11 protein-coding genes and 1 pseudogene are annotated in these 16,380 nt (G+C 44.2%); 3 read left to right on the forward strand and 9 right to left on the reverse strand.

Annotation, left to right across the window (positions count from 1 at the left end; all coding sequences use genetic code 11):
- The first annotated feature begins 315 nt into the window (after positions 1-315).
- Together BACCELL_RS11430 and BACCELL_RS11435 are read left to right on the forward strand one after the other, a co-directional pair.
- Positions 316-1,281, forward strand: a complete 966-nt coding sequence (locus tag BACCELL_RS11430) for a GNAT family N-acetyltransferase (protein WP_007211949.1) — start codon at positions 316-318, stop codon at positions 1,279-1,281.
- Entirely contained in the window at positions 1,278-2,420 is a 1,143-nt protein-coding gene (locus BACCELL_RS11435; protein WP_007211950.1) for a DegT/DnrJ/EryC1/StrS family aminotransferase, read from the forward strand. The genes BACCELL_RS11430 and BACCELL_RS11435 overlap by 4 nt, the downstream gene beginning before the upstream one ends.
- Here BACCELL_RS11435 and BACCELL_RS27690 read toward each other — a convergent pair.
- The 9 genes and pseudogenes from BACCELL_RS27690 to BACCELL_RS11480 form a co-directional block, all read right to left on the reverse strand.
- A pseudogene (locus BACCELL_RS27690) lies at positions 2,417-5,175 on the reverse strand (endo-1,4-beta-xylanase). The gene BACCELL_RS11435 and the pseudogene BACCELL_RS27690 overlap by 4 nt on opposite strands.
- 37 nt (positions 5,176-5,212) lie before the next feature.
- The gene (locus BACCELL_RS11445) at positions 5,213-6,772 is read right to left on the reverse strand and encodes a glycoside hydrolase family 43 protein (protein WP_007211953.1); all 1,560 of its coding nucleotides are present in this window, start codon (positions 6,770-6,772) and stop codon (positions 5,213-5,215) included.
- A 291-nt stretch (positions 6,773-7,063) separates the two neighbouring features.
- Positions 7,064-8,161, reverse strand: coding sequence for a glycosyltransferase family protein (locus BACCELL_RS11450; protein ID WP_007211954.1), 1,098 nt, complete (start codon positions 8,159-8,161; stop codon positions 7,064-7,066).
- Positions 8,158-9,060: a glycosyltransferase family 2 protein gene (locus BACCELL_RS11455; RefSeq protein WP_007211955.1), complete on the reverse strand. Its 903-nt coding sequence runs from the start codon at positions 9,058-9,060 to the stop codon at positions 8,158-8,160. Before BACCELL_RS11455 ends, BACCELL_RS11450 begins: the two co-directional genes overlap by 4 nt.
- 75 nt (positions 9,061-9,135) lie before the next feature.
- A complete protein-coding gene (locus BACCELL_RS11460; RefSeq protein ID WP_007211956.1) occupies positions 9,136-10,464 on the reverse strand; it encodes a TolC family protein in 1,329 nt (442 codons plus the stop codon).
- Between the two features lie 42 nt (positions 10,465-10,506).
- Positions 10,507-11,607 carry an efflux RND transporter periplasmic adaptor subunit gene (locus BACCELL_RS11465; RefSeq protein ID WP_007211957.1) on the reverse strand — a complete coding sequence of 367 codons (1,101 nt, stop codon included), beginning with the start codon at positions 11,605-11,607 and terminating at the stop codon, positions 10,507-10,509.
- 65 nt (positions 11,608-11,672) lie between these two features.
- On the reverse strand, positions 11,673-12,917 hold the full coding sequence (locus BACCELL_RS11470; RefSeq protein WP_007211958.1) for an ABC transporter permease: 1,245 nt from the start codon (positions 12,915-12,917) through the stop codon (positions 11,673-11,675).
- 54 nt (positions 12,918-12,971) lie between these two features.
- Complete coding sequence (locus BACCELL_RS11475) at positions 12,972-14,231, reverse strand: ABC transporter permease (RefSeq protein WP_007211959.1); 1,260 nt, start codon at positions 14,229-14,231, stop codon at positions 12,972-12,974.
- Positions 14,232-14,331: 100 nt separating this feature from the next.
- Entirely contained in the window at positions 14,332-15,048 is a 717-nt protein-coding gene (locus BACCELL_RS11480; RefSeq protein WP_007211960.1) for an ABC transporter ATP-binding protein, read from the reverse strand.
- A gap of 178 nt (positions 15,049-15,226) precedes the next feature.
- Between BACCELL_RS11480 and BACCELL_RS11485 the strand changes: the two genes are divergently transcribed.
- Positions 15,227-16,207, forward strand: coding sequence for an ROK family protein (locus BACCELL_RS11485; RefSeq protein WP_022210159.1), 981 nt, complete (start codon positions 15,227-15,229; stop codon positions 16,205-16,207).
- Positions 16,208-16,380 lie beyond the last annotated feature (173 nt).

The following is a 16,380-nucleotide window of genomic DNA, read 5'->3' on the forward strand; positions in this document are numbered from 1 at the left end:
TTATCACTTATCACTAAACACGAATCACTTTTGTTCTTTTCTATTCCGTTATGAATCAGCTACCGACTACAAGCTACAAGTGCCTTTCGGAACATAGCGCAGCTACTTGTAGCTTGTAGCCGGTAGCTCGTAACTTTTCCGATATGATCCCAATTCAACTCCTGATGATTCGCATAAATAATAAACCACCTAAACTCACGTTATTTAAATTATACGTAAGTTTCGCATATAGCCTTTCAGGCTGACATATATGCAAAACTTTAAAAATATACCTATATTTGAATTCCGAAAGTAATATAAAAGACAGGCAGATACATGGAAATAAGTGTGGCAACCGATCAGGAATGGCATATAATCCGCTACTCAGCAGGAGATAAAGAGCGCTGGGACCGCTTCGTGCGCCGCTCCAAAAACGGTACGTTCCTCATGCAGCGTGACTATATGGATTATCATGCCGACCGTTTCCAGGATTGTTCCCTAATGATCTTCTGTAACCGGAAGTTAACAGCCCTGTTTCCCGGTAATCTTTCCGGCAATTGTTTCTATTCCCATCAAGGACTGACGTATGGCGGAATGCTCCTTTCTCCTTCCATCACCCTGCAACAAGTAGAAAGCGTATTTCATGCCGCACTCGATTATCTGCAGAAGGAATGCAGTGTGCAGTCGATAGTCTATCGTGCTATTCCACATATCTATCACCGCTATCCTGCAGAAGAAGACCTTTATGTCCTCACCCGGCTGGGTGCAACCCTTGTGGCACGAAGCATCTCATCCGTCATTCCACTGGACGACCGCCTGCCTTTCCGTACTCTCCGCCGTCGCCAACTGAAGAAAGCCCTGGCATCCTCACTGACGATTGCAGAAGATGAAGACTTTGCTTCTTTCTGGCCGATACTGGAAGAAAACCTGCACGAACGATACGGTGTCTCTCCCGTACATTCACTAGAGGAGATTACCCGTCTGCACAGCAATTTCCCCCGCCAGATTTCCCTTTTCCGTGTATGCGATGGAGCCGAAACATTGGGTGGATGCATTGTGTATGAGACTGACGAAGTAGCCCACGTGCAATACATTGCAGCTTCCCCACGCGGAAAGAAATGCGGTGCGCTCGACCTGCTTTTCCACCAATTAATATACGACCGTTATGCGCAGAAGCGATACTTCGACTTTGGCATATCTACCGAACACGGCGGACAAATGTTGAATGAGGGATTACTCTTCCAAAAAGAAGGTTTCGGCGCAAGAGCAATTATGTATGACGTTTACGAATTACGCTTATGATAAAGTATTTAGACCTGCAAAAGATCAATGCCTCCTTCGAACCCGAACTGTCGGATGCTCTGTTGCGTGTTTCCCATTCCGGATGGTATCTGCACGGGGAAGCTACAGCCCGTTTTGAAGAGGAGTTCGCTGCTTATTGCGGTACTTCTTATTGTGTTGGCACCGGAAATGGTTTGGATGCTCTTACTTTGATATTTCTGGCTTACCGGGAACTGGGAGTGATGAATGCAGGAGATGAAGTTATTGTTCCTGCCAATACATACATTGCCACCCTGCTTTCCATTCTTCGTGCCGGCCTGAAGCCAATGCTTTGTGAACCTTCTTTCGAAACATGCAATATAGATGCTGCCTATGCCGAGACACTGATTACCCCCCGCACGCGTGCCATATTGCCCGTCCACCTGTATGGCCGTTTAGCTGACATGAAAGAGATATGCAAGTTAGCCAACCGCTACGGACTGAAAGTCATAGAAGACGCTGCACAAGCACATGGAGCTGTCTGGAACAAAGGTTTACCGGGGAAAGGGAATCATCCTCTGCGTGCCGGTAATCTGGGAGATGCCGCTGCTTTCAGTTTTTATCCAGCCAAGAATTTAGGGGCATTAGGGGATGGCGGCGCTATAACCACTCACGATGCAAGGCTTGCCGCTACAGTGCGTTCCATTGCCAATTATGGCTCCACGGAGAAATATGTACATCGGTATCAAGGTATAAACAGCCGTCTGGACGAGTTGCAAGCGGCAGTCCTTTCCGTGAAACTCTCTCGTTTGGATCAGGATAATATCCGTAGAAGGGAAATAGCGCAATTATATAAAGAAGGGATTGACTGGCAGCGTCTGGAATTACAGAGTACTGTCCATACGGATGATATCAATGAAGCCAATGTTTTTCATATCTTCCCCGTCTTTTCTTCCCGCAGAGATGAATGGCAACGTTATCTCAATAGTCACGGCATTTGTACTCAAATTCATTACCCCATCCCTCCCCATCGCCAGGAAGCGTTGAAAAAAGAATATGGAATGCAACAACTCCCCATTACGGAACGCATCCATAATGAGGAGTTAAGCCTCCCTATATCTCCATTACTGACGAATGAAGATATAGAGCGGATTATTGACTGTGCAAATACCTTTATTTAGAAATTCATCACTTTATAATACGAAGATTTCGGCAGTAAGTTTTCGTCAAACAGAAGCGGATAGTTACGCTGACGGTTACCACGGCGGCGATCCAGCCATGAATCACCATCATATACATTCCAGAAAGTAACATTGCTAACCACATTCTTGTATTCGCGCATCACCCGGAACAGCATATCATACTGGGCTACCTGTGCCGCATCCGCTTCAGGAGTCAATTCCAACGTCCTGTTATCCTGGTTCACACTCAACTGTCCTCCCTGCTCTCTCGTATTGATACGAACGTCCAGTTCAGTGATATGGATATTATCAACCACCTGCGAATAAAGCTCGATAGCCTTTTTGAACTCATCCTCCGTAGGAGAAAGGGTATTATAATGTCCCTGCATTCCGATTCCGGAGATGGGTATTCCCTCAGCCTTCATGCTTTTAACCATATTATAAATGCGGTCACGCTTCGCCGGGTTGGTCTCATTATAATCATTGTAGAAAAGCAATGCTTTGGGATCTGCCTCATGAGCATATTCAAAAGCCTTCTTTATAAACTCGTCCCCCGCAATCTTATAATAGAGAGACTGACGATAAGGAACTTCTGCTTTCGGATCATCCGTCATCGCTTCGTTCACTACGTCCCAGGCATAGACAACATCCTTATATCTATTTACAATCGTATGGATATGTTTTCTCATTCTCTCAAACAGTACCTCCTTGGAAACCAAATTTCCCTTTTCATCATGGAACATCCAGTCCGGAGTTTGGGCATGCCAGACAAGGCAATGACCGCGAAGTCCTATTTTATTAGCACGGGCAAAGTTGGCTATCTTATCAGCGCTCTCCCAGTTCCACTGTCCTTCCACAGGCTCCGTAGGTTGAGGTTTCATATCGTTCTCTGCAGTGATACTGTTAAAGTTGGAAGTAATCAATGCCATCTGTTGAGGTGAATTCAGATTTGCCATATTTATGGCACATCCCACAGTGAAATAATCAGCATACGCATCTTTCAGGTTGTTCACAACAATATCATTCGCAGAAGTAGCGTACAAGCCTATCAGACAACCGGTAAAACCACCTGCCACGTTCGTTGAAAGAATATCACCGGGCACGGTATTTCCTAACTGTACGAAGTCAGTTCCATCCGTTGAATAATAAAAGCCATAGCCATCTCCTTCACCCTTTACTCGCAATTGAATGGGATTCTTCACATCTACTTTTGCACTTGCAACAAGTCCGGATTTACCTCTTGCCGTTCTTTCCAGCACCATGTAGAAATCTTTGTCCTTTTTTGTCAAGCCAAAGACATAATTGAATTTTTCACTCTGTACGCAAGTGATGCCTGCCAGATCTTTCTCTGTCTTCGGAACATACTGCAATGTGGTAGTAAACGAGAAGTTATTATGTTGCTGTCTGTAGAAGAGGGTTGAAGTAGGCTTCACCTCTTTTATGTTCACCGGGAAAGGAGTAATCTGCAATCCTCCGTCTTTCAGTACTGAGATGAACTCTTCACGAGGGCCTCTCAAACCAATCCAGCGGTAATCCAATTGCGGAGATGTGAAGTTTTCAGTAAACGTAAAATTGCCATTGGGGAAGTAACCGTCTTTTCCGGCTTTATTCTCCACTCCTTTAGGTGTTTTCAACTTTGGCTCCATCGGAATCAATCCGTTTTCAAAGACAGGGAATTCTCCCGACCAGTCAACCGGCAGGATAAACGTTTCACGGCCAATGTTCACTCTGCCCTTCTCATTCGGACGGATAGCCAGGAACACACCGTAATATTTGCCGTCAGGACCTTCCACTAAATCGGCATGTCCGGCCCAATCCACCATATTCTTCCGGTTCTGATTCAGGTATCTCTGGCTCAGGATAGGATTATTGGGAGCCGGAATAAAGGGACCTTTCGGGCTGTCACTCACAAAGATTACTTCACTATGCCAATCTCCGGTACCGCCTTCGGCACACATCAGATAGTAGCGTCCATTCTTCTTATAGATATGCGGAGCTTCAATCCAGATAGGTTTCTTGGACAAATCCACACCACCATTCACAATAACCTGATCCGAACCGGGAATCACCTGATCGTTTTCCACATCATACTCCCAGATTTTAATCACACGGTGTCCGTTATAGAGTTCTTCACCACGCTTCGGTCCGTCATTATGAACCACATACGCCTTGCCGTTATCATCAAAGAAGATAGAGGGGTCGATACCGTCAAAATTCAACTTGATAGGATCACTCCATCCTTTGAAAGGATCTTTCGACTTTACAATGATATTCCCGAATCCCCCGCAAACTGGGTGGTGATCATATAGAAAGTATCATTATTGGGGTTATACTTGATGACCGGAGCATACACGCCGGCACTGATACCCGTATCATGTACTTTCAGCTGTGAGGTACGGTCCAGTACATGGCCTATCTGCGTCCAGTTCACTAAATCCTTTGAATGGAAGATAGGCACACCGGGGAACATGGCGAACGATGAACACACCAGGAAGTAGTCATCCCCTTTGCGGGTTATGGACGGATCGGGGTAACAACCTTGCAAAATGGGATTATAAAACTCACCGGCCTGCAACGGATTCTCGTTGTACACCTGATCATTCCCCTGATAAACCGCCTGCAAGAATACCGGAGCACCCTTCACCTTTTTACCTTTAGTCCCTTGGCTAAAACCTGCCACTGAAAACATTGTCATACAAAGTGACAACAAAATGATGCGCTTACCCACGGAAAGCGTCGATTTCACCTTTTTCATGTCTAATATCAATTATGATTTATAATTACTCGTTATCTCATTTACTGTCACTTATACGGAAATAATCAAAGTCCACATACCCTCCGGGAGTCTTGGTAGCATAATTGAATAGTCCGAAACGGTATCCCATAAAATGCGGGAGAGTATAAGCCATCTTGAGCTGGCTTCCTATTTTTGTCCACTTCTTACCATCCAGGCTATAGTAGAAATCTGCTATATCTTTCTTATCTGTAAAGTCACATTCGGCTTTCAGAAATACTGTATTTTGGTTCAGTGGCAGACTTTCCACCTCTTCCGGTTTGTCAGTCTGCGCACTTACCATTACAATCTTCTTTACCCCGTTTTCATATTTCACACCAATCCATCCATATTTTTTCTGAAGAAGTGCAAGCCCTGCAAAATCGCCTTCTCTCATATCAGACACATCCATAGAAGTAGTTCCTGAACATACCGGACCAATCGTCCGCTGTGTCAACGTGTTTCTTGCAGACAGGAAATCAGTATCTATCCGTCCGGTTTTGAGTCGCAGATATCCCTTCCGTTCACTAACTGACCAGAGAGAATTATCCGGATTATGATTCCACTGCCAAACCAACGGCAAAGCCGCATCTTTCTTCTTGCGTGTAAACTCATCCGAGGCAACAATACCCGGTATCAAGCCTTTACTTGCCGGCAGATCCAATGTTTCCGGAACCTTTCCATTTATTCCGAGAACCGGCCATCCATCTTCCCATTTCACCGGAACAAGATAAGGGATACGGCCTACAGAACCATTGTCACGGAAAAGATAAGCAAACCATCTGCCATCAGGCGTATCTATCAAGCCGCCTTGGGCAACACCTTTATCCTGCAAAGCAACTCTACCTTCCCAAGGACCATTTATATTATCAGCGCGGTGAATAACCACTGTACGCATTCCTCCTTTCGGCCAAGTAATATTGAATAAATAATACTTCCCATTTACTTTAAATAACTGTGAACCCTCGGCAGGTAATCCGACATTATCTCCTGACGGAGCACTGGCATTCTCTATAAAGATACGTTCGGTACCTTCTTTGATCCCGGATAAATCGGGCTTCAGTTCCGCTATATGCAGTTTACCACCTCCCCAGATGATATAAATACGACCGTCATCGTCAAAGAAAACAGAATGATCATGATAAGAAGGATTAAAGGATATTGCTTTCCAAGGACCTTTCTCTATATCTTTCGTAGTATATATATAGGTCTTCCCGGTGGTGCCGGCAAATGTTGTCACATAATACATATTATTATGATAGCGAATGCAGCTTGCCCATGTACCACTGCCATAAGCATTCTTACCATTGTTCAAGTTCAGTGCATCCACATCGGCCAGTATATCGTAACAGTAATTCACCAACTCCCAGTTCACTAGATCTTTAGATTTCATAATGGGTACTCCCGGAGCCATGTGCATGGTGGTACTACTCATGTAATAAGTATCTCCCACCCGGATCATTGACATATCGGGTACATCGGCATGAACCACCGGATTTTTGGCAGAAGCGTTTTGCGCAAGAGTCGCATAACTGTAGAAAATAGATGCCAACAGAAAAAGACAAAAATGTTTTCGCATAGTTATATCCTTTTTTATTATTGTTTTTGAAAAGGCAAAATTTACCGACAGCAAATATACAGTATCGAATCCAAGAGATACCTATAATCATTTTACACATTCTTTCGCTGATATTACATCTTTACCGATGTATGTTTCATAATCTTTCACTCACGTTACATCGGGCATCTATAAGTACTTAGAAGACATAATACGAGTTACCTTGGCAAAGGGAAAATGATTACTTTGCCTAATAAAATTTAGCCCTTACAATACTTAGTTATTGCAAGGGCAAAATACAAGAAGAAATGATTAATGTTTTTCCCAGAAGTCCAGATATTGGCGGGCCACCTTCACATGATCGTGATACTTGGCTACATATTCAATACTTTGCGCCGATAATTCCGGAATACGCTCTTTATGAAGCACTATATCTTCCAGCTTTTGATAAATATCTTGCTCGTCGGGCAGGACATTGATAATGGGACGAAGTTCTGTTTCATTCAATATCTCATAGTTCTCCGGCTCACCGCCTCCCACTACCGTTACTCCTTTTGCCATAGCCAATAGTGAATTCATGGAAGGGGTATACGAATACAACTGATCTAACTGGACATCAGCATCATCCATCAACTGCTGATAGCGGGCATAAGGCACATCATGCACTTCAGTGATGCTGCAAAGCTCAGAATACTTGCGCTGCACTTCTTGCAAAACGGGCAGCATAACATCAGTCCCCTTCAAATTACTACGGGCAGACTGAATACCGATGAAGAAATTCAGTTTCTCCGGCACACCGCGAACGCGGGATGTTACCTCACGCAAATCGATAGGTAAAGGAATGAAAGCTGTCTTATCTGAAAAGTAAGGTTGATAGGAAGCATAATACTCCCACAAACAGGCGATAATGCCATTACAAGTTTCGGCTATAGCCCGAGTGGCACGAGCTGCCCCACCATAATACCAATCCTGAAGAGTAATCTGATTAAAAGCCGTATCACGATACCGGTCTCCGATCTTAAAATCCGAATAGTGAAAAGTGCTTGTTTCCATACAAGTACGAATATAATAATAGTCGGTCCCGAAAGCTCCCAAAAAGACCTTGCCATTGTGCCGTTGCAAATAACGGTAAACAGGCAAAGTACGTTCACTGCGTAAACGCAAAAAATAAGGGCTGATAATCTGCACAACATCATATCCCCGAAAACCCGGCAAATGACGCAATATACGGAGAAGGCAACAGATACCATCACGCAAACTATCCGTCGGCCGGTCAAGAGCTATATCACGCGGATAGTTCCTCCAACCACAACCATCAGAAGCAACACAGACATCGTGCCCCAATGCCCGAAGCCCTTCCGCAAGATTCCAATGCAGCCCGCTAAACTCTCCAAGTAACAATATCTTCATATAACAAAACGAATATAAACATTAATGGCAGGACAAACCAAACGATACTTCCAAGAATACTTTTTATAGGGCAAAGGTACTAATCCCGCTTGTTTCAGGATAGCTAATTGCCGGTTCATCTCATTTATACTACATTTATTCCGCCACATCTGACGGATATAGTCGATAACAAGAAAATGGATTCGTCTATTCAATGCCTCCAAACGCTCGACAGAGGCGTCAGACTGACAAGCCTGACTAAACGCTTTCAACCGAAAAAGCATTTCTTTAAAATCAGATACCCTCCTCCGGCATTCATCTTCAGTAATCATTCTCGTTAAAGAAGAAGATGAACAGTAATAACCATACACTTTATAAGAAGTCACCAACATTTTTCGGGCGAAGAAGTAAGCTTTGGCAACAAACTCTTCATCTTCAAAAAGGCTCGTCTTACTGAAATAAAGAGAAGACGTCTCCAATAAACTTCGACGGAAGAAATGCGCCCAAACAACTCCCGTAAAATTATTCAATGCCATGAAGTGGGCACCGGATGAGTATTCTACATAAAACGGCAGTTGATTGGTCGGATTCTGCTTCTCCAACGAAGAGGCACAGGTAAACTCCTTAAAACCAAACCTCAGAATATCAGGAAAGTATAGTTTCAACAAAGGTAAACAAGAACGAAGTGTATTCGGTACTAAAATATCATCAGCATCTACAAAAAAAAGATATTCACCATGCGCTTGTTGCATTCCATTATTACGTGCTCCCCCCGTAGTCTGACTCTCATCATCTGCTACAATGATTTCATAACTCCCCTCTTCCATTCCCTGTTCACGGATAGAAGTAATACAGCGTTGCAGCAATACCGGGTCTGCCGTACCATAAAAAGGAATAATTATACTGATAAAAGGAGTCATGTGGCAAATATACAGAAAATCCTCCCCCAGCCTCGCAGCCAAAGAAGGATTTTCAAGAGAAAGACACTAAAAAAGTTATTCAATCGGTATTCCTTTATAGAAGTCCAATATCTTTGTACGGAACAGATATTCATATTTGGCCTGCAACTCATCAGACTGGGCTTTCATCAAATTCTGTTTCGCTTCATTATACTCTACGGCATTAGCTTTGCCATTATCATACTTCTCACTCATCAGCTTGAAAGATTCCATACTGGCATTGGCTGCCGTACTACTACTGGTATACTTGCTTTCGGAAGCCAGTGCAGTGTACCAGGCTTGCTGAATTTCTTTATAGAGCACTTTCTTGGTGTTGTCCAATTGCAAGGAGTAGTTCTCTTGCTGTAATCGTGCCGTACGCACACGGTTACGAGTAGCGAAGCGATTAAAGAGAGGAACACTCAGGCTAAATCCTACATACTTACTGAAATTATCCCGCAACTGCTGACTGAAATTACGGTCAATAGTAGAATAATATCTTGTCCCAAGACTACCACCAAGGCTCAATTGCGGATAGAAATCGCTCTGGGCAATACGAATGCTATGCTTGGCACCCGCCAAACGATATTGCGCTGCCTTTACAGAAGCCTTATTCGTTAACGCCGTTTGATAAACCTCATCCGGAGGAGTCAGAGGAATCAAATCCAGCGTTACAGCCGGAGCTGATAATGTAAATCCTTCCGGAGTTTCCAGTTCTATAAGCTGACTAAGATCCAATAGAGCAAGTTGGTAGTTGTTATCAGCCTGCACAGCACTCATCTCATCCTGAGCCACACGAGCCTTGGCCTCAGCAACTTCCGCGGGAGACGCTTTGCCCAACTCTGCAAGGCGGGAAATGCGAGCAAACTGCTCTTTACTCAGTTTCACTTGCCCAAGAGCAACCGTATGCAACTCCTGATTAAACAGTACCTGTAAATAAGCAGAAGCTATATTAATGGAAATATCTTCTTTCGCCTTCTCCAAGTCGGCCATAGCCGCTTTAAGATTCAATTTAGCCAATGCATATTGGTTTGGAATCTCCAAACCTGTAAATATAGGTATATTAGTCGATAAGGACATATCGGTACTATTGCTGCTCGTATTCACATAAACAGTAGAATAATCACCTGTATCTTTATCTTTTACGGCCGTCTGCGTACGTCCCCAGTTCCAACTTTGCCCTGCACTACCGTTCAGGTTCGGGAGTCGCGCCCATTTGGCAGTATTCACACTCACGGCACTTTGTTCCACTGTATTAGCACTCTGACGGATACTGATATTATGTTCTATAGCGTAGTCGATGCATTGGCGCAATGTCCAGCCCTCCTGTGCCTGCACCGAGACAGCAAAGACAGCCATGCATCCTATTATTAAGTTCTTCTTCATAATCTATTATTATTGAATTATACAAGGTTACTTCACCGGCATTTATTTATCCTTCTTCTCTGCACCGCGCACTTTGGCTTTGCCGTCCACACCGTCTTTGATAACAATCTTGATACCGTCACTCATACCCACTTTCACCTCTTTACGCTCGAACTTCTGGGCAGGCACACTATCCGTCATCACATATACAAATGTGCTGTCTCCACTGAACTCAATAGTACTTTCAGGTAAAGTAAGCGCCTTTTGTGCACGTTCCAGTACAATTTCCGCATTAGCAGAATACCCCGAACGAATCATCACCGTATCGGGCACCTGTATAGCTGCCTTTATCTCAAATTGATTGGCACCGTTTTCTTCTACCCCCTTCGGAGAGATATATTCCAGTATAGCGTCAAATGAAAGATTCTGCAAAGCACCAATTGTCAACTTCACAGGCATACCTTCATGAACACGACCGACTTCCGTTTCATCAATTTTACCTCTGAAAATCAAATCATTCATATTGGCAACCGTAGCGATTGTCGTACCATCATTGAACGTGTTACTCATGATCACCGAGTTACCGGCTTTTACCGGTACATCCAGTATCAAACCATCAATTGTGGAACGGATCAACGTACTTGAGAAAGAAGCACTGCTCTTTGTAATACCTTCCTTCACAATTTCCAGGTTATCCTTAGCAGTCTGCAACTCTTCACGCACCTGCTTTACACTTACCTCGGCTTTTTCATATTCTTCACGACTGATCAGCTTGTCTTCAAACAACTTCTCTATGCGGGCAAAGTCCGTTTCGCCCTGTTTCGCATTAAGTTCCGCCAGACGCACACGACTCTCGGCAGAGTTCAACGTACCTAGTTCGGGAATCACTTTCACCTTAGCGATCACTTCTCCCTTGCGTATAGTCTGTCCCGCTTCTTTATACAACTCGTCAATGATACCCGATATCTGGGGTTTAATGAGAATCTCGTCCCTCGGTTCTACCTTTCCGGTTGCCACAGTCGTTTTTTCCAGGTCGGCCACTGTCGGAGTTACTGTATCATACACCGTAATCTTGGGTTTAGACTTCTGGTAAAGGAATACAAACGTGAAGATGAAAATGGCAGCTACAACTACCAATAACGCGATTTTCAGATACTTTTTCATACTATTATTATATTATTGTTTCTTTATTTTTATATTAGGAAATTAAGGAGTTATCGCTCCTCTTATCATTCATCCCTGATAGCCTCAATAGGTTTAATTGCCATGGCACGATAGGCCGGAGCCAAACCTGCAAGCACTCCTAAAGCAATCAATAGCGCACAGGTACCGATAGCCAGGCCAAATGAAACCTGATAATGAGTAGTGATATGCCCCGGATCATTGGCGGCAGCCTCCAATACCTGCAATACCAATACAGCAAAAGAGATACCTGCCATACCCGCAATAGTAGTCAACACCATACTTTCAGAAAGAATCTGCTGCAAGATATCCCTCGGACGTGCTCCGATGGCGCGGCGAATGCCAATTTCCGTGGTACGCTCACGCACTGTCACCATCATAATGTTCGATACGCCAATAGCTCCGGCAAACAAGGTACCCAAACCTACCATCCAGATCAATATTCGGACTCCCGTCATCAGATTATCCACCATAGAGAACATGGCCTCCGCATTCAGCATCATCACTGCCTGCTTATCATCCGGAGAGATGTAATGAGCCGCCTTTACTATGTGCTCCACCTTATCCTGAATATCCGTCACCTTGACACCGGGCTTCACGGTGAAACATGCCACATGTATCCGGTTGCCCAGATTATAGGCTTGTTTCATGGTTGTGTAAGGCAATGTTATTGCTTCCGAAGCCTGTCCCTGAATATTCATGTTGCCCTCGGACGAACACATACCCACCACCTGATAGTAAATACCGTCTACCCGGATATACTTTCCACAAGGGTCTTCTCCCGGGTGAAACAAACTTTCATACACACGTTTACCTATTGTGCAGACTTTACGTGCTTCCTTAATATCCACATCGTTGATGAAGCGTCCATACGCCATCTCCTGGTGCTCTATATGCTCATATTCGGGATACAATCCCTTTACGCTACATTCATATTTCTTATCTCCATGCACTGCCGTTCTTCCCCAATAGGCGATAGAAGGAGTGATGATATCAATTTCCGCCACCCCATTGCGCAGACGCTCAATATCAGAGAGTTCCAGATTCCACCAACGTCCTTTCCGGAAACCTTTATACGCCTCTCCCGTCTTCTGAGAAACCAGGAAAGCCGAATTCGTGGCAAAGCCTTCGAACTGGGAACTCATAGCCTGCTGCATCCCCTGCCCGCCACCGATAAGCGCCACCAGCATGAAGATACCCCAGAATACACCGAATGCCGTCAGCAAGCTTCGCGTCTTGTTTCTTGTAATCGTGATGAGGATTTCCTCACAAGAGTCTATATCTATTCTCATGTTAATAGTGATTAATGTTTAGTGATTAATGATAAATGATTCATAATATAGCCACTAATCCGCTCTCAATGCTTCTATCGGACTGATGCTTACAGCCTTCTTTGCCGGGAAGAAACCGGCCAGCGTTCCCGCTATAATCAAGGTCAGCGTAGCCTGAATGGCGACACTCAAATCTACGGTCGGATTCGAGAACATGGTTTGCTGGAACATACCCGCATCCATAGTCTGATTACCGAAAGCCGAGTTCATCCATTCCGTAACGGCAATGCCGGCCACCATCCCTATATACCCGAACAAAGTAGTGATAGCAACGCTCTCCACAATAATCAGCCAAAGGATAGATAATGGTTTCGCCCCAAGAGCCTTACGGATACCGAATTCACGCGTACGCTCTTTCACCGTAATCAACATGATGTTTGAAACACCTACAATTCCACTCAGCAAGGTGAAAATACCAATCACCCAGATAGCTGTACGAAGCATCCCCATGGCGTTTTGTGTCCGCATATAATCGGTAAAGCGGTTCCATATCCAGATGGCACTGTTGTCCTGAGGATCAAAACGACGACTGGCACCAATTACCCTGCGATAGTTGGCTTCAAAGATCTCGTTACTTTCTATTGTTTCCAGATTTTTAGTAGTGAAAATAATATTATTCAGCTGTTCGCCTTTATTATAGATAGTCTGCAAAGTAGAAAAAGGAATATAGGCCTCACTGGCTTCGCGGTCTCCCTGGTCATTATAAATACCTACCACCTGATATGCTACTCCACTTGCATTGACAAACTGCCCGATAGGTTCGGTATGAGTTTTGCCAAATAGAATATCGGCAGTCTTTTTATGTATAACGATCACCTTGCGGCGTTCTTTCAAATCATTCTGATTAACAAAACGCCCGTCAGCAGTTTTCACCGTCTCTACCTCCGTATAGTTGGGGTGTACTCCCATCAGGGAGATATTCACATACTCCTGCCCAAAACTGACGTTTACATTGCTCTGCCGCACGGTAGCACCGGCACTGATTACATAATCCGGAAAATACTTTTCAGTAGCCTCCAGGTCATTATTCTCCAAACGGACACGACGTCCCTCCTTCAATCCTGCATAAGGCTTGGAAGTCCATCCCGGAAAAATGCGGATAGAGTTCAATGCACGTTCTGAGGACGATTGCTCGAAGGCGTGGATGATACCGTTTCCGGCACCCAACAACACGATAAGCATAAAGATGCCCCATGCCACGGCAAACCCTGTAAGGAACGTACGCAACTTATTCCGCTTAATGGTTCCGTATATTTCTTGCCAAATATCAAACATATATTCATTTACTATTTGACAATTTACAATTTACAATTTGCCTTCCGGAATGTTGGCGAAGCTTCAATTGTACGTTGTAAATTGTACATTGTACATTCTTTTATTTCATGAATCCGTCTTTTCCGAATGGAGAAGCATCATGATCACGATTCTCTTCGATGCTGCCGATAATACCATCCTTGATATGGATTATCTTATCTGTCTGATTGGCTACACCACTTTCGTGGGTAACCACTATGATAGTCATCCCCGTACTGTGCAAATCTTTAAGAATCTGCATTACTTCCACGGAAGTCTTACTATCAAGAGCACCGGTAGGTTCATCGGCCAGGATAATCTGAGGCTGAGTGATAAGGGCACGGGCGATAGCAACACGCTGTTTCTGTCCACCGGACATTTCATTCGGCATGTGGTGCGCCCAATCCTTCAATCCCAAGCGATCCAGATATTCCAGTGCCATGGCGTTGCGCTTGCGGCGACTTACTCCCTGATAGAAAAGCGGAAGCGCCACATTCTCTACTGCATTTTTAAAGGAAATCAAGTTAAACGACTGAAAGATGAACCCGATCATACGGTTCCGGTATTCAGCCGCTTTAGTCTCACTGAGGTTTTTGATCAGTGTACCATTCAGATAATACTCACCGGTATCATAGTTATCCAAAATACCCAATATATTAAGTAAGGTGGATTTACCGGAACCCGAAGCTCCCATAATGGAAACAAACTCACCCCGCTTGATATCGAGGTTGATGCCTTTGAGCACATGCAAGGGTGCTCCGTTGTTGTAGGTCTTGTTAATGTCTTTCAGTTGTATCACGTATACCTCTGTTTTAGTCTGTTTTCTTATTAATTTTCACTATTAGACGCAGCTATGTTACGAAAAGTTGCAAAGAGGGTGAACTTTTTTTCAAAAAGATTTTGAAGTGTCGTTTTTCTTTGTGTAATTTGTAACCATAATACTAATTAACTAACCCTTTAAACAAAACATTAATATCATGAATTCAAGCATGGAAAAACCCTACGTAGTAGGTATTGACATAGGCGGAACAAACACCGTCTTTGGTATTGTGGATGCACGCGGAACTATTATTGCAAGCGGTTCCATCAAAACCGGCGCTCACGATCAAGCAGATGATTATGTAGATGCAGTCTGCAAGAATCTGTTGCCTTTGATTATCGCTAATGGCGGTGTAGATAAAATCAAAGGTATCGGTATCGGTGCTCCCAATGGTAACTACTACAGCGGTACTATCGAATTTGCCCCCAACTTGCCGTGGAAAGGTGTAATACCTTTGGCAGCTATGTTCGAGGAGCGCTTGGGTATACCTACTGCATTGACTAACGACGCTAACGCCGCAGCTATCGGTGAAATGACTTATGGTGCTGCACGTGGTATGAAAGATTTTATCATGATTACTCTGGGTACAGGTGTAGGTAGCGGTATCGTTATCAACGGTCAGATGGTTTATGGCCACGACGGTTTTGCCGGAGAATTAGGTCACGTTATCATACGCCGCGAAAATGGTCGTCTTTGCGGATGCGGACGTCACGGCTGTCTGGAAACTTACTGCTCGGCTACCGGTGTAGCACGTACAGCCCGCGAATTCCTGACTGCACGTACCGAACCAAGTTTGCTTCGCTCTATCCCTGCTGAGAATATCACTTCAAAGGACGTATACGATGCAGCGGTTCAAGGTGACAAACTGGCACAAGATATTTTCGACTTCACAGGCAACATTCTGGGTGAAGCTATTGCTGATGCTATCGCTTTCTCAAGCCCCGAAGCTATTATCCTGTTTGGCGGATTGGCCAAATCCGGAGATTATATCTTCAAACCCATCCAGAAAGCTATCGATGACAATGTGCTGAACATCTATAAAGGTAAAGCCAAATTGTTGATGTCTGAGTTGAAGGACTCTGATGCAGCTGTTTTAGGTGCCAGTGCACTGGGCTGGGAACTGAGAGACTTGAAATAAAAAGTCCATCATAATTTTAAGTGAAATCCTCCTTTTACCGGTAAAACGGGGAAGGGGGATTTTTTATTTCAAAAATATATTTTGAATGAGCAACTGACGTACGCTCCTAAAATACCAAAACCGTATCGCGCTTTTGCAATTCCAATTCCAGCGCCTGCCCAAATGTAGCAGAT

The sequence above is a fragment of the Bacteroides cellulosilyticus DSM 14838 genome (genome assembly GCF_000158035.1).
GTDB lineage: Bacteria > Bacteroidota > Bacteroidia > Bacteroidales > Bacteroidaceae > Bacteroides > Bacteroides cellulosilyticus.

Bases quoted from the DNA above. Each gene is read 5' to 3' on its own strand.
- BACCELL_RS11470 (WP_007211958.1), bottom strand. From the start codon at position 12,917: ATGAGAATAGATATAGACTCTTGTGAGGAAATCCTCATCACGATTACA.
- BACCELL_RS11460 (WP_007211956.1), bottom strand. From the start codon at position 10,464: ATGAAGAAGAACTTAATAATAGGATGCATGGCTGTCTTTGCTGTCTCG.
- BACCELL_RS11435 (WP_007211950.1), top strand. From the start codon at position 1,278: ATGATAAAGTATTTAGACCTGCAAAAGATCAATGCCTCCTTCGAACCC.
- BACCELL_RS11445 (WP_007211953.1), bottom strand. From the start codon at position 6,772: ATGCGAAAACATTTTTGTCTTTTTCTGTTGGCATCTATTTTCTACAGT.
- BACCELL_RS11450 (WP_007211954.1), bottom strand. From the start codon at position 8,161: ATGAAGATATTGTTACTTGGAGAGTTTAGCGGGCTGCATTGGAATCTT.
- BACCELL_RS11485 (WP_022210159.1), top strand. From the start codon at position 15,227: ATGAATTCAAGCATGGAAAAACCCTACGTAGTAGGTATTGACATAGGC.
- BACCELL_RS11465 (WP_007211957.1), bottom strand. From the start codon at position 11,607: ATGAAAAAGTATCTGAAAATCGCGTTATTGGTAGTTGTAGCTGCCATT.
- BACCELL_RS11475 (WP_007211959.1), bottom strand. From the start codon at position 14,231: ATGTTTGATATTTGGCAAGAAATATACGGAACCATTAAGCGGAATAAG.
- BACCELL_RS11430 (WP_007211949.1), top strand. From the start codon at position 316: ATGGAAATAAGTGTGGCAACCGATCAGGAATGGCATATAATCCGCTAC.
- BACCELL_RS11455 (WP_007211955.1), bottom strand. From the start codon at position 9,060: ATGACTCCTTTTATCAGTATAATTATTCCTTTTTATGGTACGGCAGAC.